This window comes from Burkholderia sp. WTPI3 (genome assembly GCF_021483755.1).
Lineage (GTDB): Bacteria > Pseudomonadota > Gammaproteobacteria > Burkholderiales > Burkholderiaceae > Burkholderia.
Genome location: NZ_JAGIXF010000003.1, coordinates 113,020 through 133,061, shown reverse-complemented (window position 1 = coordinate 133,061; position 20,042 = coordinate 113,020). Strand labels below are relative to the sequence as shown.

Below are 20,042 nucleotides of genomic sequence, written 5' to 3'. Positions count from 1 at the left end.
TCACACATCGTCGCGCGTCCAGTGCGCCCGCAGCACGTCCTCGCCGTCGCGATAGTTGATCGCGAGATGGCCGTGATGCGCATGCAGCAACGCTTGAGCCAGGCGCCGGACCATATGCACGCCCGTCGTTCGAACGACGAGCGATTCCTCGGATTTATCGATCTCCATGACGCGTTCGAGTGCATGCTCGCTCTTCTCCAGAGCGGCCTGACGCTCCAGCAGATCGAGAATTGCTGAACGGTGTGCGTGCAGGTACGCGCCGCGCAACACCAGTTCGCCCGCCGGCGCGTTTTCCCGCATGCGCTTGCAGGCCGGGCATTCGAGCTGTCGACGGTCGAGCTGCGTCGCGTACCAGGTCCAGCGGCCGGCGTCACAGAGTGCGCCGCAGCCTTCGCAGATCCGGTCGCCTTTCGGCCGCTTCGGATCCCGATAACTGTCCTTCGTATGCGGCTGCATGCGCTTGTCGCGACGCAGAAAGTTTCGGCCGGGGCCGGTATGTGAACGATTCATCGCTGCTTCTCCTGGTAGTGGGTGGTACGAGCAAGCCGCTCACGCAACGGTCAACCGGTCGATGACCTCCCGGACGCCCCTCACCGACCTCGCCGCACCGCACGCGGCACGCCGTTCGGCCAGCGAGGCGACCGTACCCGTCAACGTGACGATGCCGTCGGCCGCTTCGATCGAAATTCCCGCGGATTCGCGCTGCACGCGACGCGCGAGCGCTTCGGCGATCCGGGTGCCGACGTCCGGCACCGTGTGGTCCGCACGCACCCGGATGCGGTTCGCCACGCCGACGACGCCGATCATCCGGCTCACCATGGCTTCCGCCGCGCGGCTCTGGAACGCATGATCGACCTCGCCGTCGAGCGTCACGCAGCCGTGATCGACCTCGACGCGGATCGCGTGATCGCGCAACGCCTCCTGCCAGCCGAGCGCGAACGTGATGGCGATTGCCAGCTCCTGGTCCGCGCAGGCGTTCTCGGGCGGGGTCACGCTCAGCTCGAGCACCAGTGCGCGCGCGTCCGCGACGTGCAGCGCCGTTTTCTGCGCCTCGAGCTTCTGTGCCCAACTGTCGACCGTGCCGCGCAACGTCACGATCCGGTCGCGGACATCGACGTCGATCCGGCGCGCGTCGATCGCCGGATTCCAGAACAGCGCCTGCTCGACGTCCTGCTTGAGTGCTGCATCGGATTTCATGTCGGTCTCCCGTCGGCCGGTGCCGGTCGCGAAACTTGCGATCGGATGCGTGCCGCACTGCAGCCAGCATCGCGCACAGCGACGGCGGCGGCTTGACGAGGATCAATCGACGGCGTACCGGCACGATGCATGTCGACCGTGCCGCGGCCGATTTTGTCCGTTGATACAGATCAACGGTGCAACGGCGCGCAACGCGATCATGACGACAGGGGTAGCGACAACCCCGCCCCGGGAGACCGTCATGATCCGCAAACAGTACCGAATCGTCCTTGCGACGCTCAGCGTGTTCATCGCGCTGGCCTCGCTGGTCGGCATCGTGCACGGGATGCTGTTCGACGAGCAGGTGTTCCGGTACTCGATCGCCACGCTGATCTCGAGCATCATCGCGTTCGTCGTGCTGCTGAATCCCGGGCCGGGCGACCGCCCGTGACGCCTGCGACACCCCCGCACTCGCCACCATGAACGGCATCCTGAAACTCGCCTTCAAGCTGCTCGTCAACGACAGCGCGAAATTCACCGCGCTGACCGTCGGCATCACGTTCTCGGTGCTGCTGATGATCGAGATGACCTCGCTGTTCGCCGGCATCCTGAACAAGTCGTCGGCGTCGGTCATCAATATCGGCGCGAAGGTCTGGGTGATGGACCCGGCCGTGAAGACGATCGCGAACAGCATCGGCATGCCCGACTACGTGCTCGATGCGGTGCGCAGCATCGACGGCGTCAAGTACGCGGTGCCGCTCTACTCCGGCGCCGCGCTCGTGAAACTGCGCTCCGGCACCTACCAGGCCGTGACGGTCGTCGGCCTCGACGACGCCAGCCTGCTCGGCCGGCCGACGATGCTGCAGGGCCGCATCGAGGACATCTATGCGGAAAACGGCTTCATCGCGATTCAGGATCCGGAGTTTCCGAAGCTCGAGAATCCGTCGGTCGGCACCGATTTCGAGCTGAACGACCACCGCGGCGTGATCGTCGGCATCGCGAAGGTGGCAGCCAGCGGCCTGTTCGGCACGCCGACGCTCTACACCACGTACGCCCGCGCGATCCAGTACATCCCGTCGCCGCGCTTCACGACCTCTTACATCCTCGTCGAGCCGAAGTCGGATGCGGACATTGCTCACATCAAGGCAGTGGTGAATTCGCTCGGCTATCGCGCGTACACGCGCGACGAATTCATCGCGCAGATCGCGCGCTTCTACAAGTACGAAACCGGGCTCGGCACCAACATCATGCTGATGACGATCATCAGCTTCGTGATCGGGCTGTCGATTTCAGGCCAGACGTTCTATGCGTTCATCCTCGAGAATCTGGACAAGTTCGGCGCGCTGAAGGCAATCGGCGCGAAGAGCCACGAGCTGGTCGCGATGATCCTGTTCCAGGCGACGTTCACCGCGCTGACGGGCTACGGCATCGGCGTCGGGCTGTGCGTGCTGATGATCAGTCTCGCGAAACTGCAGATTCCCGACTATGCGGCGCTCATCACGTATGGCAACCTGTCGCTCGCGTTCGGCATGGTGGTCGTGATCGCGACGATCTCGAGTTATCTCGGCGTGCGGCGCGTGCTGCGCATCGAGCCGTTCGACATCTTCCGGGGATGACGATGGCCGGCATCGCGATCGACGCCCGCGGCGTCAGCAAATGGTTCGGCGAAGGCGACGCGCGCACGCAGGCGTTGCGCGACGTGTCGATGCAGGCGAACTTCGGCGAGATGCTGCTGATCGTCGGCCCGTCCGGCAGCGGCAAGACGACGCTGCTCAGCGTGATCTCCGGCATCCTGCGCCCGGAATCGGGCTCGGTGGCGATCGACGGCGTCGACCTGTGGGCGCAGCCGAACGACGCGATCGCCGATTTCCGGCTGAACCGGATCGGCTTCGTGTTCCAGGACTATCACCTGTTCCCGCGGCTCACGACCGCGGAGAACGTCGCGATCCCGCTGATCCTGAAGCGCCGGCCGTGGGACGACGCGATGAAGGAGGCGCTCGAGTATCTCGACGTCGTCGGGCTCGGGAACCGCGCGCAACTGCCGCCCGTCAAGCTGTCCGGCGGCGAACAGCAGCGTGTCGCGATCGCGCGCGCGATCGTCAGCCAGCCCGACCTGCTGATCCTCGACGAACCGACCGCGTCGCTCGACGGCGACACGGGCCGCATGATCATCGACTTCGTCAAGCACAAGGTGCTGAACGACACGCGCTGCATCGTGATCGTCACGCACGACGCGCGGATCTTCGAATACGCGGACCGCATCCTGCGGATGGAAGACGGCCAGCTCGACGGAATCGAGCGCGGAGGTGCGCGATGAAACACCGGCTCGTGTTCGTGGCGGCCCTGCTCGGTTTCCTGGCAAGCCTTGTGGCCGCATGGGTTTACAGTCGTCAGGAACCGCCGCAGCCGCCGGTATTCAAGCCGGCCGCGAATCCGTACGCGCGCGGCGTCTATGCGAACGGGATCGTCGAGAGCGAGCAGCCGGCTGGTGCGAACGTGAACGTCTATCCGGACGTGTCGGGCGCGGTGACGCGCATCATCGTGCACGACGGCGACCCGGTGAAGGCCGGCGACGCGCTACTGACGATCGACGACTCGGTGCAGCGCGCCACCGCCGCCCAGCTCGCGGCACAGGCGGACGCGGCAGACGCGCTGCTCGACGAACTGAAGGCGCAGCCGCGTCGCGAGGTCCTCGACGTGGCCAGTGCGCAGACGACGGCCGCGCAGGCGAGCCTGAAGCTCGCACAGGATCAGTACGACAAGCAGCGGCACGCGTACGACATCGATCCGAAAGCCGTCAGCCGCGACGCGCTCGACACGGCCGCGAACGCGGTGCGCGTCGCGACGGCCAACCTCGATGTCGTGATGCGGCAGTATCGTCTGACGAAAGCCGGCGCGTGGAGCTACGACGTGCGCAATCAGGAAGCACAGGCCATCGCACTGCGGCGCGCGGCCGACGCGGCGGCTGCGCTACTCGCCCGCTACACGCTGCGCGCGCCGGCGGACGGCACGGTCCTGGCCATGAACGCGGCGCTCGGCTCGTACCTGACCTCGCAGGGGCTCTACGACACCTACACGCAGGGCAATACGCCCGTCGCGGTGCTCGGCACGCCGGTCGACCGCCTGCAGGTGCGCTGCTACATCGACGAAATCCTGATCCACCAGCTGCCCGACCTGCATGCGCTGAAGGCCCACATGTTCGTGCGCGGCACCTCGGTCGAGGCCGATCTCCAGTTCATCCGCGTGCAGCCGTACGTCACGCCGAAGATCGAGCTGTCCGACCAGCGCACCGAACGCGTCGACGTGCGCGTGCTGCCGGTCATTTTCCGTATCGTGCCGAACAGGAATGTGCGGCTGTTTCCCGGGCAGATCGTCGATGTGTACGTCGCAGGCAAATAACGGCACCCATCGCGCGCATGCGCCGCGCCGCCGGGCGGGTGCGCTGGTCATCGCCGCACTGCTCGCGGGATGCACGGTCGGGCCGGACTTCGTCCCGCCGCCCGCGCCGCGCGTCGCGCGCTTCGTGCCGCCCGACGATCCGCGCGCGGCGTCCGGCCCCTGGCGCGGCGACGGCCGGACGCAGGCATTGTCGGCGGATACGGCGCTCACGCGCGACTGGTGGACGCGCTTCGGCAGCCGCGCGATCGACTCGACCGTCGACGCAGCCCTGACTGGCAGCCCGACGCTCGATCTCGCCGAGGCGACGCTGCGGCGCAGCGAGCACGCACTGCGGGCCGGCCAGGGCATCTTCTTCCCGCAGATGGATGCACAGGCCGGTGCGGCGCGCCAGCGTTATGCGCCGCTGCGCACGGGCCAGGCATTGCCGCCATCGATCTTCAACCTGTTCACGCTGTCCGCGACGGTCAGCTATACGCTCGATCTGTGGGGCGGCGAACGGCGCCAGGTCGAAGCGCTGGCGGCCGACGTCGATGCGCAGCGCCAGGCGCTGGCGGGCGCGTACCTGATGCTGACCGCCAACGTCGTCAACACGATGGTCGCGCGCGCCGCCTATCGCGACGAAGCCGCAGCCACGCGCGAAATGATCGCACTGCTCGACGAGCAAATTCGTCTGACGCATGCGCAGGTGACGGCCGGCGCGGCGGCCTACATCGCCGTCCTCACGCTCGAATCGCAGCGCGCGTCGCTCGAAGCGACACTGCCCGCGCTCGACCAGAAGCGCGCGCAGGCCGACGACCTGCTTGCGCTATTGGCCGGCCGCTACCCGGTCGACTGGCAGACGCCGGACCTGTCGCTCGACGGGATCGCACTGCCCGCCAGCCTGCCCGATACGGCGCCGTCGTCGCTGGTGCGTCGCCGCCCCGACATCCTGCAGGCGCAAGCCCAGCTGCACGTCGCCAGCGCGCAGGTCGGCGTCGCGACGGCCGCGCTCTACCCGAACCTCACGCTGTCCGCATCGGGCGGATTCGACAGCATCGTCGCCGGCCAGCTGTTCGCGCCGGCCGGCCGCGCGTGGAGTGTCGGCGCCGGGCTGACCGCGCCGCTGTTTCACGGCGGCACGCTGCTGAACCAGCGGCGCGCCGCGCAAGACGCGTACGACGAAGCCGATGCGAGCTACCGGCAGGTCGTCCTGTCGGCGTTCTCGCAAGTGGCCGACACGTTGCGCGCGCTCGCCAACGACGCGACGGCGCTCGACGCGCAGGCCCGCGCGATGGCCGCGGCCCGCGATGCGCTGAAGCTGACGCAGGCTGGCTACGACGCGGGTATCGCGGGCTACGTCCAGTTGCTGGTCGCCGACGTGCAATACCATCAGGCGCGGATTGCGTGGCTGCAGGCCGTCGCGCAGCGCCTGCAGGACACGGTCGCGTTCTACGTCGCACTCGGCGGCGGCTGGGGCGACGCGGGCTGACGAGCGGGCAGACAGGCGCACCGACAAGCGCGCCGCGCAGGCATTGCGCCGCGTTCAGCCCGTTTGCGCGACGATGCCGGGCCGCTGCCAGGGCGGCAGTTCCGCCCAGCCGAGCGGGCCGTAGACGGTGCCGCCGGCGGCCTCGATCTTCTCGACGAACGCGGCAAGCGTCGTCCCCGCCGGAACGGTCAGCGTCGTCGCGTCGACGAAATCCTCGCTGCGCAGCCACGGCGTCGCGCCGCGGTTGATCTGCTGGACGCTCCACGCGCGCCCGTGCCGTCCGGCCTCGGGCGGCAACAGGCGCGGCGCATCGAACGCGACCCGGAGCAATTGCGCGCGCGAATCGCTGTATGGCGGTTTCGCGGCGTTCTGGTACGGCACGTCCGCCCAGCGCTCGCCGCATTGCTCGTCGAGCGGCAAGCAGGTAAACCACGCCCAGGGCGAGCGGACGAAACACAGCCGGTAGAGCGGCCCGGCCCCATCCAGATTGGCGATCAACGTCATGATGAGTTCATCCCGAAAGGCTCGTGAAACCGGTACGCATCGCGCGTACGGCATGCACGGATAACGGGGTCACGACACGACACCGCATCCGCGCACGGAATCACTATCCTGCCGCCGCGGGGGCCGAAGGTTGATCGTCGTCAAACCGCGCGCCGTCGGGGAATCCGGCAATTCCTGATTTCGGTCAACCGCCGCGCGCGCGTTGGGGATGTAATCGACTCACTGCTCTCTCGACTCCCGGTGAGGCGATCCATGAAACTGACTTTTCTCGGTGCGACCGAAACCGTGACCGGCTCGAAGTATCTGGTCGAGCACGGCGGCCGGCGCGTGCTCGTCGATTGCGGCCTGTTCCAGGGGACGAAGAACCTGCGGCTGCGCAACTGGCATCCGCTGCCGCTCGCGCCCGACACGCTGGACGCGGTCGTGCTCACGCACGCGCATATCGATCACACCGGCTATCTCCCGGTGCTGGTGCGCGAAGGTTATCGCGGCCCGGTGTACTGCACGGCGGCCACGGCCGAACTCTGCGACATCATGCTGCGCGACAGCGCGCGGCTGCAGGAAGAGGAGGCCGACTTCGCGAACCGGCACGGCTACTCGAAGCATCATCCCGCGCAGCCGCTTTACACGCTGGACGACGCGCAGCGCGCACTGCACCTGCTGAAGCCCGTCGCGTTCGACGAATGCACCGCGCTGGGCGGCGGCCTGGCGTTCCGACTGCTGCCGGCCGGGCATATCCTCGGTGCGGCGAGCGTCGTGATGCACTGGGATCACAAGGTGCTCGCGTTCTCCGGCGACCTCGGCCGGTATCACGACCCGGTCATGCAGCCGCCGCGGCCGCCCGCGCATGCGGATTACCTCGTGGTCGAATCGACATACGGCGACCGGCTGCACCCGGCGTCGGACCCCGAGAACGAACTGGCCGCGCTGTTCGACAAGACCTTCGCACGAGGCGGGGTCGTCGTGATGCCCTGCTTCACCGTCGGCCGCGCCCAGGAAATCCTGCACTACATCGCGCGGCTGAAGGCGTCCGGCCGCATGGGGCGCGTCCCGGTATTCCTCGACAGCCCGATGGCGACGGACGTGACGGAGATCTATCGGCACCATATCCTCGAACACCGGCTGACCGTATCCGAAGCGAACGCGCTCGGCCACGCGGCGACGATGATCCGCTCGGTGGAGCAGTCGAAGGCGATTGCCGAGCATCATGGCCCGATGGTCATCATCGCCGGCAGCGGGATGGCAACGGGCGGGCGCGTGCTGCATCACCTGGCCCGCTATGCGCCCGATGCGCGCAACACGATCGCGCTGGTCGGCTACCAGGCCGCCGGCACGCGCGGCGCGGCGCTGGCCGCACACGAGCCGACGGTGAAGATTCACGGCGAATACGTCCGCGTGCGCGCGCAGGTCGAGTCGATCACGACGCTGTCGGCCCATGCGGACTACGAAGAGATACTCAGGTGGCTCGGCACGATGCAGTGCGCACCTGTCCGGACCTTCGTCACGCATGGCGAACCCGCCGCCGCGGATGCATTGCGCCGACGTATTTCGGAGACCCTGCATTGGCCGTGCGAGGTGCCGACTTACGAGCAGTGCGTCGATCTGGACGAAGTCGAAGCCGGCGGCACGCAGGAGCCAGCAGCGCTGTCGTCCTGACCGACCTGACGGCGATGCCGGTGAAACGCCGGACGCGCGTGACGGAAAGCAGATGATGCCGGCTCCCGTCACGCGCCGCCAGGCGCGTCAGCCGACTTCGATGATCACCTTCAACGCATGGGTCTGCGCGGCGCGCCCGAACGTGTCGTACGCGCCTTCCACGTCGTCGAGCGAGAACCGGTGCGTGATCAGGCGCGTCGGATCGAGGCGCCCGGCGCGCACGGTCTTCAGCAGCATCGGCGTGCTGACCGTGTCGACGAGCCGCGTCGTGATCGAGATGTTGCGATCCCACAGTTTCTCGAGGTGCAGGTCGGCCTTGACGCCATGTACGCCGATGTTCGCGACCACGCCGCCCGGTGCGACCAGCGACGTGCACATCTCGAACGTCGCCGGAATGCCGACCGCCTCGATCGCGCAATCCACGCCGACGCCGTCGGTCAGCTTCATCACTTCCGCCACAGGGTCGCCGGTGCTGCCGTCGAAGCAGTCGGTCGCGCCGAAGTGCCGTGCGATCTCGAGCCGGTTGCTGTCCGGGTCGATCATGACGATCCGCGCGGGCGAGTAGAACTGCGCGGTCAGCAACGCGGCCAGCCCGATCGGCCCTGCCCCGACGATCGCGACCGAGCAGCCCGGCTGCACCTTGCCGTTCAGCACGCCGCATTCGAATCCGGTCGGCAGAATGTCGGACAGCATCACGAGCGCGTCCTCGTCCGCTTCGGGCGGAATCCGGTACAGGCTGGTCTGCGCATGCGGGATGCGCACGTACTCGGCTTGCGTGCCGTCGATCCGGTTGCCGAGAATCCAGCCGCCGGTCGTGCAATGTGAATACAGTCCGCGGCGGCAGTACTCGCAGCGGCCGCACGACGAAATGCACGAAATCAGCACGTGATCGCCCGGCGTCAGCGCGTCGACCGCGGCGCCGACCTGCTCGACGATGCCCACGCCCTCGTGGCCGAGAATGCGGCCGGGTTCGCACGTCGGCACGTCGCCCTTGAGGATGTGCAGGTCGGTGCCGCAGATCGTCGTGCGCGTCACCCTGACGATCGCGTCGGTCGGTGATTGCAGTTCCGGTTTGGGCCGCTGCTCGAGCGCCTTGCGCCCGGGGCCGTGGTAAACGAGTGCTTTCATCGCGGTTCCTCCATCGAAAGTTCGGCGGGCGGCGTACCGGCTTGCGCACATTCGGCCGCGCTCGGCGCCGGTTCCTCGGTACCCGGCGGCCGCATCGATTCGCGCCCGATCGGCGCGCGCATCGCGGATGCTTTCATCTCATGTGCATTCCGCCGTTGACGTCGAATTCCGCGCCGGTCGCGAAAGCCCCCGCGTCGGAACACAGGAACGCGACGAGCGCTGCGATTTCGTCGGGATCGCCCAGTCGGCCGACCGGAATCTGCGGCAGGATCTTCGTGTCGAGCACCGTCTTCGGCACCGATTCGAGCATCGCGGTGGCGAGGTAGCCGGGCGCGACCGTGTTGACCGTCACGCCGTGGCGCGCAAGCTCGAGTGCCAGCGCCTTCGTGAAGCCATGGATGCCGGCCTTCGCCGCCGCGTAGTTCGCCTGCCCGTATGCGCCGCGCGAACCGTTCACCGAGCCGATGTTCACGATCCGCCCGAAGCCGGCTTCGATCATGCCCGGCACGAACGGCTTCGTCATGTTGAACATGCCGTCGAGGTTGGTGCGCAACACCGCATCCCACATGCTCTTGGTCATCTTCACGAAGGTGGCGTCGTGCGTGATGCCGGCGTTGTTGACCAGCACGTCCACGCGCCCGAACTCGGTCAGCACGCGCGCCGCGCAATGCTGGCACGAATCGTAGTCGGCGACGTCGACCTCGAACGCATGGAAGGTCCGGCCCGCCTCGCGTTCGTGCGTGAGCCACGTCGCGACGTGGTCGTTGCGTTCCGTATGCGACACCGCCACCGTCATGCCGGCATCGTGCAGGCGACGGCCGATCGCGGCGCCGAGCCCGCCCATTCCGCCGGTGACGAACGCGACACGTTCAGCGCACATGGTCGCGCTCCCGTGCGTCGGCGACGCCGTTCAGGCGCCGGGCGGAAACCGGCGATTCGTCGTTCGCGCCGGTCGCGTCCTCGATCCCGCGCTCCAGTGCCGCCATCCACTCGGCCCACGGCATGCTGGCTTCGTTGACCATGGCCAGTCGTCCCGGATCGGGCAACCAGCCGGTCTGATAACGCGTCAGCGCACCGGCGCCGTATTCGCGCAACCAGCTACGCCACGCGCCGGCGCTCTCGTATTGCGCACGCATGCATATCCCGGCGGCATCCTGCCAGATCGCGATGCTCGCGATCGCATGATCGTGCATCACCTGCCGCGTTGCCTCGCCGAAAGCCGTCCACGCGCGCGTTTCCGCAAGCGCCTGCTGCAGCCGGCTCACCGTGTCGCGGTCCCGCTCGATGCGCCGCCCTGCCAGCGCATGCCATTCATGCTGCCAGTCGCGGTTCAGCGCGACCATGCGCAACGCGAGATCGCAGCCCGCGCGGCAAACGTCATTCGGTGTCGTCAAAGCGTACGTGCTCATCGGCTTTCCTCTTTCGATCCGGTCAATGGGTCGACATCCCGCGTCGTGCCGCATGCCACGCATCGGCATCGCGACCGTTTCACTGTGCGGCCGCGGCGCACGAGCGCCGTTGATCTGAGTCAAGCGCGCGGATTGCCTGCTTCGTAGACTGGATTGCACTGGCGGATCACCCGTCGATGGAGCGATTCCGATGAGCTACAAGAGCATGGTCGTGCACCTCGATACGAGCGAGCGAGCGCATTCGCGACTCGAGTTCGCGTTGCGCCTCGCCCGGCGCTTCGGTGCGCATCTGACGGGCCTGTTCGCGGTCTACACGCCGGAACCGCATTCGTTCTACGTGATGGCCGGCTCCGCCGATTATTTCCGCGCGCACCGCGAACAGCGCGACGAACGGCGCGCCGCGCTGGAACGCCTGTTCCATGCGGAAACCGCTCGCGCGAAAGTGCGTGCCGCGTGGGTTCACGCGGACGAGCGCGCCAATGCGGCCGTGCCGCGCGCCGCACGTCTTGCCGACCTCGTGATCGCCGGGCAGAGCGACCCGAACGATCCCGAAACCTACATCGACGACCAGTTCACCGAGAACCTCGTGTTGTCCGCCGGACGCCCTGTGCTGTTCTTGCCGTACACGGGGGAATTCCCGTCGATCGGTGAACGGGTGTTCGTCGCTTGGGACGGCAGCCGGGAAGCCACGCGCGCCGCGCACGATGCGATTCCCTTTCTCGCGCACGCGAAGCGGACGACGGTCGCCGCCGTGGTCGACGGCGATTCGCAAGCGGCGACCCTGCACATTCCGGCCGCCGATGCCGCGCTGATGCTGGCGCGCCACGCACACGACGTGACCGTGCTCGACATCGACACCGGCACCGGCCCGGCGGTGGGCGACACGTTGCTGTCGCGTGCCTATGAAACGGGTTCCGACCTGCTCGTGATGGGCGCCTACGGCCATCCGCGCTGGCGCGAGCTGGTGATGGGCGGCGCCACGCGCACGGTGCTGGCGTCGATGACGATGCCGGTGCTGATGTCGCACTGAACCGGCCGATGCGTACGCTCGCGCTCCTCGTCGTCAATGCCGGTTCGTCGAGCGTGAAGTTCGCGGTCTTCGCGTACCCGCCGCACGGCGATCCCGAGCGGCGGCCGCTGCACGAAGGTGAAGCGACCGGGAGCGGCAACAACGTGTCGATCCGCTTCGATGCGGAACCGGACGGCGCGCTGCCGCTGGTCGCAGGCGATCCCTACCGTGCCGTGCTCGCCCGGATCGCGACGTGGATCCGGGAGCAGTTGCCGCACATCGCGCTGGGCGCGATCGCGCATCGCGTCGTGCACGGCGGCGCGCGGTACGCGGAGCCGCTGGTCGTCGACGATGCCGTGCTGAATGCGCTGCGCACGCTGACGCCGCTGGCGCCGTTGCATCAGCCGCACAGCCTGGACGCGATCGACGCGCTGCGCGACGCGTTCCCGGACGTCCCGCAAATCGCCGTGTTCGACACGGCGTTTCATCGCACGCTGCCGCGCGTCGAGCAACTGCTGCCGTTGCCGCATGCATGGTTCGACCGGGGCGTGCGTCGCTACGGGTTCCATGGCCTGTCGTACGAATATCTCGCCGTCGCGCTCGACGAGTCGTTCGGCGCGCGCGCGCACGGCCGCGTGATCGCCGCGCATCTCGGCAGCGGCGCGAGCCTGTGCGCGCTGCGCGATTGCCGCAGCGTCGCGACGACGATGGGCTTCTCGGCACTCGACGGATTGATGATGAGCACGCGCTGCGGAACGCTCGATCCCGGCGTCGTCCTGCACCTGCTCGAAGCGGGGCAGCTGTCGGGCGACGCACTGGGAAACCTGCTCTATCACGAGTCGGGGCTCAAGGGCGTCTCCGGTACGTCGGGCGATCCGCGTGTCCTGCTCGCGTGCGAAGCGGCCGGCGACGCACCGGCCCGCGATGCGCTCGCGCTGTACGTCCATCGCATCGTGCGTGAAGCGGGTGCGCTTGCCGCGTTGCTCGGCGGCCTCGACATGCTGGTCTTCACGGCCGGCATCGGCGAACACTCGGCGCCATTGCGCGAGCGGATCTGCGCGTCGCTCGGCTGGCTCGGCATCGAGCTCGACCCGTGCGCGAATGCCGCCCATGCGCATGTCGTGTCGTCCGCGTCGAGCGCGGTCACGGTGGTCGTCGAGCCAGCCAACGAAGCCTGGGTCGCGGCGCGCGCCGCGGTGCGCGTGCTGCGCGGCAACCGCGACGGTTGATCCAGATCAGCGCAATCGGCGCACACGCGCCGAAGATGATTCCATCACCATCCGTTCAAGGGAAACGCCATGTACTCGAACATTCTGGTTGCGCTCGACGGCAGCGAAACGTCGTCCCGCGCACTCGACGCCGCGCTGAACCTCGCGTCGGAGACGGGTGCGCGGCTGACGCCGGTCTACGTCGTCGACTTCCTGGTGCCGGCCTACGACACGTACGGCTACGATCCGTCGATCCTGATCGATGCATTCCGCGAGGAAGGGCTGCGCGTCACGGAGGACGCGGCGAGGCGCATGAAGGCACGCGACGTGGCCGGCACGCCGCAGATCTCCAACGTCGCGCCGGCGGGTGAAGACGTCGCGCAACGGATCGTGAGCCTCGCCGGCGAGATCGGCGCCGACCTGATCGTGATGGGCACGCACGGCCGGCGCGGTTTTCAGCGGCTCTTCCTCGGCAGCGTGGCCGAGCGCGTGCTGCGGCATGCCACGTGCCCGGTCCTGATGATTCCGGCGAGCTGCGCCGCGAAGGCGTCCGCCGCCGAGCCCACCGCGGCATCGACCGAAAAGGAGCCGTCATGAACTACAAGACCCTGCTCGTCCATCTCGACGACAGCGCGCGCTGCGCGACGCGCGTCGATCTCGCGCTCGAACTCGCCGGGCGCTGGAACGCGCACCTGATCGGTCTGTACGTGGTTTGCCAGGATCTGTTCGAACCGTTGCGGCGCCCTGACGAACCGCTGAAGCTGGCCGTCTACGAACGCCTGTGCGACCAGCGGCGCAAGGAAGCGGAAGAACGATTCCTGACGGCCGCCGAACGCGCCGGACGCAGCGTCGAATGGCAGGCGCCGACCGGCGAAGCGACCGCCGCAGCGACCCTGCATGCGCGCCACGCCGATCTGCTGGTGCTCGGCCAGGAGGATCCGGACGACCGCACGACCTACGTGGCTCGCCATTTCGTCGAGGATGTCGTGATGGGCAGCGGACGCCCGGCGCTCGTCGTGCCCTACGCGGGCGACGTGCGAACGCTTGGCGAGAACGTGCTGATCGGCTGGGACGGCGGACGCGAAGCCGCACGCGTGGTGGCCGATGCGCTGCCGCTGCTCGCCCGCGCACGTTTCGTCAACGTCGAGACGGTCTCCCGCGGGCATCCCGATCCGGACAAGACGCCGGCGGGCGTCGATGTCGCCGCGTATCTCGAACGGCACGGCATTCGCGCGTCGTTCTCGACTACGCCGCGCGAACGGTCGACCAGCGTGGGGGCGACGCTGCTGAACCGGGTGACCGACCTGCACGCGGACCTGCTGGTGATGGGGCTGTACAGTCATGCACGCATGCACGAGCGCGTGCTGGGCGGCGCGACGCGCACGATCCTCGAGACGATGACGGTGCCGGTCCTGCTGTCTCACTGAGTGAGCGCAAGAAGCGGGTAGCCGCGTGCGGCTGCCCGCTTCTTGCGATGCCCCGCAGTCACGACCGTCACAACATGCCGGCGCACGCGCCCGGCCCCTCCCGTACGACCAGCACCGGCCGGTCCGCGATGCGCACCAGCGATTCGGCGACGCTGCCGAGCAACGCACGGCGCACGCCGCGGCGACCATGCGTGCCCATCACGATCAGGTCCGCATCGCATTCGGCGGCGGCTCGCGCCAGCACGTCCGAAACGTCCTCGCCGCACGCCTCGATCGTTTGCGCGATGCCGCGCACGCCGGACAGCTGAAACGCCGTTTCCGCGTCCGCGACCGCGATCGCGGCCTGGTCCGCGTCCAGTCCGGCCGGGTCGCGCTGGTCGATATAGCCGCTGTCGACGTCGGCCAGCCGCGGCGCATCCGATACCACGCACATGGCGATGACCAGGCTGCCCGACTCGAGCGCGAGCGAAATCGCCTCGTCGAGCGCGAGCCGCGCACTGCGGCTGCCGTCGAGTGCCGCGAAGATCCTTTGGTACATGATGCCTCCCTGCCGTCGTCCGGTTTCGGTCGATTCGCAGAGCCAGTCTGCGCCCGCCGGCCATCGTTCCGTTGACGCCGGTCAAGCCCGCAAGGCGCCGCCCGTACGCAGCAGTCCCGATTGGCGAACGCCGGCAAAACGCGCACAATTTCCGGCGACATCGCAGTTCCGGCCCGCCCCGCTCTTCGTGCCTTGCGCCCGGCCCGCCGCCCGCCAGCCGCCGGCGAAATCCGTCAGGATGAACGGCAATGACAGTGAATGCGTCCTCCTTCAAGGCCGGGCCGGTTCCGCACCGGGCCCGGCAAGCCCGCCATGCAGCCGCGGCCGCGCTGCTGACGCTGGCGCTTGGCCTGACTGCAACGTTTGCGGCGTCCCGGTCACTGCAGAACGGGGCCCGGCAAGCCGCCCAGGCAAAGTTCGAGCAAACCGCGACGCTCGCGACCGCCGACCTCAGGCGCAGCCTCCTCGGCGCGGCTGCCGTATTGCGCGGCGCGCGCGGCTTCGCGTCGTCACTGGCCGCGCCGCAATCGGGGTCGGCGTGGCGCGGCTATCTCGCCAGTCTCGATCTGGAGGGCTTGCAATCCCCCGTCCGCAGCCTCGGAAGAATCGAACCGGGCGCCGCCGCCGACGATCTGCCGACCCGGCAGGCACTGCGGCGCGCGGCGGAAACCGGCAAGGTCGGGCTCGCCGCGAACGCGATCCAGGACAGCACCGATGCGACGCTCGCCCGTACGGAGCTGACGCTGTACTTGCCGATTTATGCGAGCGCTGAAGACCTGCCGTCGTCCCAACCCCGGCGCGAGCGCGCGACCGGATATGTTTACGCGTCGCTGAATCCCGATCGTCTCGTCGATTCGTCCGTGCTCGATCGGCTACGCATGGAAATCATCGCCGACGATCCGGCGGCTCCCGTGTATTCCGGCGGCTTCGGCGGCGACGACGCCGATGTCCGCGATACGTTCAGGCGAACCGATTCGCTGACGTTCGGCGGCACGCCGCTCTCGCTGCGCTACAGCGCGTCGCGTGCCGCCATGTCCGGTGCCGCGATGGCCGTGCTGCTGGCCGGCGTCGCGCTGACGCTGACCCTGGCCGCGCTCGTGCGGCAGGTCGTCTCGATGCGCTCGCTCGCCGGTATGCGCGGCAGCGATAGCCCGCCTACCGAGGCCCGGATGATGGCCATCATCCGGTCATCGATGGAGGCGATCATTACCGTCGACGAAAACCAGACGATCGTGATTTTCAACCCGGCCGCCGAACGCGTATTCGGCGTTTCCGCAATGGACGCGGTCGGTGCGCCGCTCACCCGCTTCATCCCCGAGCGCTTCCGTGCCGCGCATTCGAGGCACGTCGAGCAATTCGGCGTGACCGGTGTGTCGGAGCGCCAGATGGGGCGGCAACGCGTGCTGTTCGGCTTGCGCGGCGATGACACCGAGTTTCCGATCGAGGCGTCGATCTCGCAGATCCGCGACGGCACCGGCAAGCTGTACACGGTCATGCTGCGCGACGTCACCGAGCGGGTGCGAGCGGAAAACGCCCTCAAGCAGTCGCGCGAGGAACTGCGCGACCTGTCCGCCAACCTGCAGAACGTGCGGGAGGAAGAGAAAACGCGGATTGCGCGCGAACTGCACGACGACCTCGGTCAGCGGCTCACCGCGCTCAAGATGGACTTGTCCGCCGTCGAACTGGGGCTCGCGGGCGTTGTCGCCCCCAATACCGGCGTGCGCGAGCAGTTGGGCGGCATGCACCGCCTGATCGATTCGACCGTTGCGTCGGTTCGGCGCATCGCGGCCGATCTGCGGCCGGTGATGCTCGACGACCTCGGTCTCGTCCCGGCGATCGAGTGGCTGGCGAACGATTTCACGCGCCGCTACAGGATCACGGTCGACCGCGACATCGTCCCCGTCGATACCGCGTTCACCGGTACCGGCGCGACCACGCTGTTCCGCATCGTGCAAGAGGCGCTGAACAATGTTGCGCGGCACGCCGACGCGACGCACGTGACGCTCACCTTGAAGGTCGAGGACGGCTACTGCATGCTGCGCATCGCGGACAATGGTCACGGCGCGCCGGAAAATGGCCATGACGCGCACGACCGCCCGTCGTTCGGACTGATCGGCATCCGCGAGCGCGCACACATGCTCGACGGCACGGTGACGATCGACAACCGGCCTGGAACGGGCTTCACGATCACCGTGGCGCTGCCGCTTCACGCCATCCAGCAAGGAGATGTGCTGCCATGACCAGGGTACTCATCGCCGACGACCACGCCCTCGTCAGGGATGGCCTGCGGCACATCCTGCGGAACGCAAGCGGTTTCGACGTCGTCGGCGAAGCGCAGGACAGTGCGTCGACGATCGCGCTCGTGCGCGACACGCACGCGAACGTGCTCGTGCTCGACCTGTCGATGCCCGGCCGAAACGGCGTCGAACTCATCAAGCAGATCAAGGACGAGAAGCCGGCACTGCATATCCTCGTGCTGACGATGCATGCCGAGCAGCAATATGCGGTGCGCGCGTTCCGCGCCGGCGCGTCCGGCTACATGACCAAGGAGAGCGCCAGCGCCGAACTGGTCGCCGCGCTCACCAAGATCGCCGCCGGCGGCGTCTATGTCAGCCTGACGATGGCCGAGCAATTCGCGCAGAGCCTGAACGAACCGACCGATCTCCTGCCGCACCAGCGCCTGTCCGACCGCGAGTTCGACGTCTTCCGGCGCGTGACGTCCGGCGAGTCGATTTCCGAAATCGCGCAGGCGCTCTGCGTCAGCGTCAAGACCGTCAGCACGTACAAGACGCGGATCCTCGAAAAGATGCAACTGCCGAACGACACGGCACTCGTGCGCTACGCGATGCGCCACAAGCTGTTCGACGACCCGGACGCGCTCTGACGGCGCCAGGACCGCCGGTTACCGTCGCGCTGCCGCGGCATGCGCTCCCCGACCCGCAACGATCGCGACAAGACACCGCACGCCTGTAGGAATCGGCCTACAGCACTTCCACGTCACCTACCGCATCTTCAATTCCGGCTGATTTTATTGATGCCGCGCAACGTCCATACTGCACATCAAGAAAAACAACCCAGCGTGCCTCCCGGAGCAAAGGCAGCATCACCGTCGAGACCGGCGTACCGGTCTCTCGGCCCGTCCGGTGCGGCGCTTCCATCAGAAAGGCGGCAACAGCCGAGGCCGCCGGTACGACAGCCAGCGCGATCCCGCCCGACGGCGATTCGCCACTGCCGCCACGAATTGGAGCCGATCATGCAGAGCAATGCCGATGTCTCGACGGCCATGCCGTTACGCCCGTTCATCCCGCTGCATCCCGTCGCGCCGCTGGACCAGCCCAAGCGCGCCGCCTCCCGCTGCTCGACGTGCGCATTGCGCACCGTGTGCATGCCCCCCGATCTTTCTCCCGACGATTTCGTGCGCGTCGACGCGATGATCTGCACGACCCGCCACATCAGGCGCGGCGAGACGCTGTTTCGCGCGGGCGACACGTTCAACAGCATCTATGCGGTGAGAACCGGGTCGTTCAAGACCATCGTGATGCATCGCGACGGCGACGAGCAGATCACCGGCTTCCAGATCGTCGGCGAGTCGCTCGGGCTCGACGGCGTGTCCACCGGACACCACAACGGCGACGCCATCGCGCTCGAGGACAGCACGGTCTGCATCATCCCGTTCGGCCAGCTCGAGCAGATGTGCCGCGAAGTGCGGCCGATGCAGCACCACTTGTATCAGATGATGGGCGGCGAAATCGTGCGCGAGTCCTGCCAGATGCTGCTGCTCGGCACGATGACGGCCGAGCAGCGCGTGGCCGCGTTCCTGCTGAATCTTTCGTCGCGCTTCAAGGCACGCGGTTACTCGGCCGCTGAATTCGTGCTGCGGATGACGCGCGACGAGATCGGCGAATTCCTCGGGATGAAGCTCGAAACGGTCAGCCGCATGCTGTCGAAGTTCCAGCGCAAGGGGCTCGTCGCGGCGCAAGGCAAGCAGATCCGGATCGTCGATCCGGAAGGACTCCGGCAGATCTGAGCGCGCCGCCGATCCGTCGCGTGAATCAACCGCGCATGCCCAGCACGGCGGCACCCGACACGCGGCCGCTGCGCAAATCGTCGAGTGCGCGGTTCGCATCGGTCAGCGCATAGCGCACCGTCTCGACCCGCAGCGGCATCGCGGCGGCGATCCGCATGAATTCGACGGCATCCGCACGCGTCAGGTTGGCCACCGACGCGATGCGGCGCTCGCCCCACAGCCACGCGTACGGAAAGCCCGGGATGTCGCTCATGTGAATGCCGCCGCACACGACGATCCCGCCTTTGTCGACCGCGCGGAGCGCGGCCGGCACCAGTGCGCCCACCGGCGCGAAAATCAGCGCGGCATCGAGTGGCTCGGGCGGCGCTTCGTCGCTGCCGCCTGCCCATGCGGCGCCCAGCGACAGCGCGAGCTGCTGCGCCACGGCATCGCCGGGCCTGGTCAACGCAAACACCTTGCGTCCTTCGCCCTGCGCGACCTGCGCGACGAGATGGGCCGCCGCGCCGAAACCGTAGATGCCGATGCGGCGAGCGTCGCCCGCCATGCGCAAGGTTCGATAACCGATCAACCCGGCGCACAGCAGCGGCGCGGCCTCCAGGTCGGAATAGCGCCGCGGCAGATGCACGCAATACCGATGATCGGCAACGGTGCACTCGGCATAGCCGCCGTCGATCGTATAGCCGGTGAATCCCGGGCTGTCGCACAGGTTTTCGCGGCCGGATGTGCAATACGCGCAATGCCCGCACGTCGAGCCGAGCCACGGTACGCCCACCCGGTCGCCGACGGAGAAACCCGTCACGCCTTCGCCGAGCACGCGCACCGTTCCGACGATCTCGTGCCCGGGAACGAGCGGCAGCTTCGGATGCGCGAGCTCGCCATCGACGACGTGGAGATCGGTCCGGCATACGCCGCAGGCGTGTACGTCGATCAGTAGCTGCCCAGCCGCGGGCGACGGGGCCGGCACGTGCGCCTCGCGCAAATGCGGTGTCGTGCCGTCAAACATCATCGCAAGCATGTTCGCCTCCTCGCGTGGCCGTCGTCGCGCGCTTTGCTTTCCAAGGCTAGTCGTTGCGCATCGTGCGCGCACCACCGA

The 20,042-nt window shown here is 67.8% G+C and carries 21 protein-coding genes; 13 read left to right on the top strand and 8 right to left on the bottom strand.

From position 1 onward, the window contains the following. Complete coding sequence (locus J7024_RS02975; RefSeq protein ID WP_124897388.1) at window positions 1-510, bottom strand: BCAM0308 family protein; 510 nt, start codon at window positions 508-510, stop codon at window positions 1-3. Window positions 511-549: 39 nt separating this feature from the next. Continuing rightward, a complete protein-coding gene (locus J7024_RS02970; RefSeq protein WP_124897387.1) occupies window positions 550-1,197 on the bottom strand; it encodes a BON domain-containing protein in 648 nt (215 codons plus the stop codon). 241 nt (window positions 1,198-1,438) lie between these two features. Here J7024_RS02970 and J7024_RS02965 point away from each other — a divergent pair, with 241 nt between their 5' ends. Genes J7024_RS02965 through J7024_RS02945 form a run of 5 tightly spaced genes read left to right on the top strand, consistent with a single transcriptional unit; the run spans window position 1,439 to window position 6,043 of the window. Next, window positions 1,439-1,627 (top strand): DUF2964 family protein, encoded by a 189-nt coding sequence (locus J7024_RS02965; protein WP_124897386.1) that lies wholly within the window; start codon window positions 1,439-1,441, stop codon window positions 1,625-1,627. Between the two features lie 28 nt (window positions 1,628-1,655). Beyond that, window positions 1,656-2,792: an ABC transporter permease gene (locus J7024_RS02960; RefSeq protein ID WP_124897385.1), complete on the top strand. Its 1,137-nt coding sequence runs from the start codon at window positions 1,656-1,658 to the stop codon at window positions 2,790-2,792. Continuing rightward, window positions 2,789-3,493, top strand: a complete 705-nt coding sequence (locus J7024_RS02955; RefSeq protein WP_175751373.1) for an ABC transporter ATP-binding protein — start codon at window positions 2,789-2,791, stop codon at window positions 3,491-3,493. Before J7024_RS02960 ends, J7024_RS02955 begins: the two co-directional genes overlap by 4 nt. After that, window positions 3,490-4,575, top strand: coding sequence for an HlyD family secretion protein (locus tag J7024_RS02950; RefSeq protein ID WP_124897384.1), 1,086 nt, complete (start codon window positions 3,490-3,492; stop codon window positions 4,573-4,575). The genes J7024_RS02955 and J7024_RS02950 overlap by 4 nt, the downstream gene beginning before the upstream one ends. Next, the gene (locus J7024_RS02945; RefSeq protein WP_175751375.1) at window positions 4,553-6,043 is read left to right on the top strand and encodes an efflux transporter outer membrane subunit; all 1,491 of its coding nucleotides are present in this window, start codon (window positions 4,553-4,555) and stop codon (window positions 6,041-6,043) included. The genes J7024_RS02950 and J7024_RS02945 overlap by 23 nt, the downstream gene beginning before the upstream one ends. Before the next feature lie 54 nt (window positions 6,044-6,097). On the opposite strand, the gene J7024_RS02940 is transcribed toward J7024_RS02945, so the two are convergent. After that, window positions 6,098-6,547 (bottom strand): hypothetical protein, encoded by a 450-nt coding sequence (locus J7024_RS02940; RefSeq protein WP_124897382.1) that lies wholly within the window; start codon window positions 6,545-6,547, stop codon window positions 6,098-6,100. A gap of 252 nt (window positions 6,548-6,799) precedes the next feature. Here J7024_RS02940 and J7024_RS02935 point away from each other — a divergent pair, with 252 nt between their 5' ends. Beyond that, window positions 6,800-8,203 carry an MBL fold metallo-hydrolase RNA specificity domain-containing protein gene (locus J7024_RS02935; protein ID WP_175751377.1) on the top strand — a complete coding sequence of 468 codons (1,404 nt, stop codon included), beginning with the start codon at window positions 6,800-6,802 and terminating at the stop codon, window positions 8,201-8,203. An 87-nt stretch (window positions 8,204-8,290) separates the two neighbouring features. Here J7024_RS02935 and J7024_RS02930 read toward each other — a convergent pair whose 3' ends face one another. The 3 genes from J7024_RS02930 to J7024_RS02920 form a co-directional block, all read right to left on the bottom strand. Then, complete coding sequence (locus J7024_RS02930; RefSeq protein ID WP_124897380.1) at window positions 8,291-9,331, bottom strand: zinc-dependent alcohol dehydrogenase family protein; 1,041 nt, start codon at window positions 9,329-9,331, stop codon at window positions 8,291-8,293. A 133-nt stretch (window positions 9,332-9,464) separates the two neighbouring features. After that, on the bottom strand, window positions 9,465-10,211 hold the full coding sequence (locus tag J7024_RS02925; protein WP_124897379.1) for a beta-ketoacyl-ACP reductase: 747 nt from the start codon (window positions 10,209-10,211) through the stop codon (window positions 9,465-9,467). Beyond that, the gene (locus J7024_RS02920) at window positions 10,201-10,740 is read right to left on the bottom strand and encodes a hypothetical protein (RefSeq protein ID WP_175770494.1); all 540 of its coding nucleotides are present in this window, start codon (window positions 10,738-10,740) and stop codon (window positions 10,201-10,203) included. Before J7024_RS02920 ends, J7024_RS02925 begins: the two co-directional genes overlap by 11 nt. Window positions 10,741-10,930: 190 nt before the next feature. On the opposite strand from J7024_RS02920, the gene J7024_RS02915 reads away from it, so the two are divergent. The 4 genes from J7024_RS02915 (at window position 10,931) to J7024_RS02900 (ending at window position 14,384) form a co-directional block, all read left to right on the top strand. Beyond that, window positions 10,931-11,770 (top strand): universal stress protein, encoded by an 840-nt coding sequence (locus J7024_RS02915; RefSeq protein ID WP_124897377.1) that lies wholly within the window; start codon window positions 10,931-10,933, stop codon window positions 11,768-11,770. Window positions 11,771-11,778: 8 nt separating this feature from the next. Beyond that, window positions 11,779-12,978, top strand: a complete 1,200-nt coding sequence (locus J7024_RS02910) for an acetate/propionate family kinase (protein WP_124897376.1) — start codon at window positions 11,779-11,781, stop codon at window positions 12,976-12,978. A gap of 69 nt (window positions 12,979-13,047) precedes the next feature. Beyond that, window positions 13,048-13,554 carry a universal stress protein gene (locus J7024_RS02905; RefSeq protein WP_175787228.1) on the top strand — a complete coding sequence of 169 codons (507 nt, stop codon included), beginning with the start codon at window positions 13,048-13,050 and terminating at the stop codon, window positions 13,552-13,554. After that, the gene (locus tag J7024_RS02900; protein WP_234744781.1) at window positions 13,551-14,384 is read left to right on the top strand and encodes a universal stress protein; all 834 of its coding nucleotides are present in this window, start codon (window positions 13,551-13,553) and stop codon (window positions 14,382-14,384) included. The genes J7024_RS02905 and J7024_RS02900 overlap by 4 nt, the downstream gene beginning before the upstream one ends. A gap of 67 nt (window positions 14,385-14,451) precedes the next feature. Here the strand turns inward: J7024_RS02900 and J7024_RS02895 are convergent, their stop codons facing one another. Next, window positions 14,452-14,922: a universal stress protein gene (locus J7024_RS02895; protein WP_124897373.1), complete on the bottom strand. Its 471-nt coding sequence runs from the start codon at window positions 14,920-14,922 to the stop codon at window positions 14,452-14,454. A 248-nt stretch (window positions 14,923-15,170) separates the two neighbouring features. Here J7024_RS02895 and J7024_RS02890 point away from each other — a divergent pair, with 248 nt between their 5' ends. From J7024_RS02890 to J7024_RS02880, 3 genes are all read left to right on the top strand, one after another. After that, a complete protein-coding gene (locus J7024_RS02890; RefSeq protein WP_124897372.1) occupies window positions 15,171-17,162 on the top strand; it encodes a PAS domain S-box protein in 1,992 nt (663 codons plus the stop codon). After that, entirely contained in the window at window positions 17,159-17,806 is a 648-nt protein-coding gene (locus J7024_RS02885) for a response regulator (RefSeq protein WP_124897371.1), read from the top strand. The genes J7024_RS02890 and J7024_RS02885 overlap by 4 nt, the downstream gene beginning before the upstream one ends. A 369-nt stretch (window positions 17,807-18,175) precedes the next feature. Next, window positions 18,176-18,949 carry a helix-turn-helix domain-containing protein gene (locus J7024_RS02880; protein WP_124897370.1) on the top strand — a complete coding sequence of 258 codons (774 nt, stop codon included), beginning with the start codon at window positions 18,176-18,178 and terminating at the stop codon, window positions 18,947-18,949. Between the two features lie 25 nt (window positions 18,950-18,974). Here the strand turns inward: J7024_RS02880 and J7024_RS02875 are convergent, their stop codons facing one another. Continuing rightward, complete coding sequence (locus J7024_RS02875; RefSeq protein ID WP_124897369.1) at window positions 18,975-19,964, bottom strand: zinc-dependent alcohol dehydrogenase family protein; 990 nt, start codon at window positions 19,962-19,964, stop codon at window positions 18,975-18,977. Window positions 19,965-20,042: the final 78 nt, after the last annotated feature.

Coding starts and splice junctions, on each gene's coding strand:
- J7024_RS02975 (WP_124897388.1), bottom strand. CDS start 510: ATGAATCGTTCACATACCGGCCCCGGCCGAAACTTTCTGCGTCGCGAC.
- J7024_RS02970 (WP_124897387.1), bottom strand. CDS start 1,197: ATGAAATCCGATGCAGCACTCAAGCAGGACGTCGAGCAGGCGCTGTTC.
- J7024_RS02965 (WP_124897386.1), top strand. CDS start 1,439: ATGATCCGCAAACAGTACCGAATCGTCCTTGCGACGCTCAGCGTGTTC.
- J7024_RS02960 (WP_124897385.1), top strand. CDS start 1,656: ATGAACGGCATCCTGAAACTCGCCTTCAAGCTGCTCGTCAACGACAGC.
- J7024_RS02955 (WP_175751373.1), top strand. CDS start 2,789: ATGACGATGGCCGGCATCGCGATCGACGCCCGCGGCGTCAGCAAATGG.
- J7024_RS02950 (WP_124897384.1), top strand. CDS start 3,490: ATGAAACACCGGCTCGTGTTCGTGGCGGCCCTGCTCGGTTTCCTGGCA.
- J7024_RS02945 (WP_175751375.1), top strand. CDS start 4,553: ATGTGTACGTCGCAGGCAAATAACGGCACCCATCGCGCGCATGCGCCG.
- J7024_RS02940 (WP_124897382.1), bottom strand. CDS start 6,547: ATGACGTTGATCGCCAATCTGGATGGGGCCGGGCCGCTCTACCGGCTG.
- J7024_RS02935 (WP_175751377.1), top strand. CDS start 6,800: ATGAAACTGACTTTTCTCGGTGCGACCGAAACCGTGACCGGCTCGAAG.
- J7024_RS02930 (WP_124897380.1), bottom strand. CDS start 9,331: ATGAAAGCACTCGTTTACCACGGCCCCGGGCGCAAGGCGCTCGAGCAG.
- J7024_RS02925 (WP_124897379.1), bottom strand. CDS start 10,211: ATGTGCGCTGAACGTGTCGCGTTCGTCACCGGCGGAATGGGCGGGCTC.
- J7024_RS02920 (WP_175770494.1), bottom strand. CDS start 10,740: ATGAGCACGTACGCTTTGACGACACCGAATGACGTTTGCCGCGCGGGC.
- J7024_RS02915 (WP_124897377.1), top strand. CDS start 10,931: ATGAGCTACAAGAGCATGGTCGTGCACCTCGATACGAGCGAGCGAGCG.
- J7024_RS02910 (WP_124897376.1), top strand. CDS start 11,779: ATGCGTACGCTCGCGCTCCTCGTCGTCAATGCCGGTTCGTCGAGCGTG.
- J7024_RS02905 (WP_175787228.1), top strand. CDS start 13,048: ATGTACTCGAACATTCTGGTTGCGCTCGACGGCAGCGAAACGTCGTCC.
- J7024_RS02900 (WP_234744781.1), top strand. CDS start 13,551: ATGAACTACAAGACCCTGCTCGTCCATCTCGACGACAGCGCGCGCTGC.
- J7024_RS02895 (WP_124897373.1), bottom strand. CDS start 14,922: ATGTACCAAAGGATCTTCGCGGCACTCGACGGCAGCCGCAGTGCGCGG.
- J7024_RS02890 (WP_124897372.1), top strand. CDS start 15,171: ATGACAGTGAATGCGTCCTCCTTCAAGGCCGGGCCGGTTCCGCACCGG.
- J7024_RS02885 (WP_124897371.1), top strand. CDS start 17,159: ATGACCAGGGTACTCATCGCCGACGACCACGCCCTCGTCAGGGATGGC.
- J7024_RS02880 (WP_124897370.1), top strand. CDS start 18,176: ATGCAGAGCAATGCCGATGTCTCGACGGCCATGCCGTTACGCCCGTTC.
- J7024_RS02875 (WP_124897369.1), bottom strand. CDS start 19,964: ATGCTTGCGATGATGTTTGACGGCACGACACCGCATTTGCGCGAGGCG.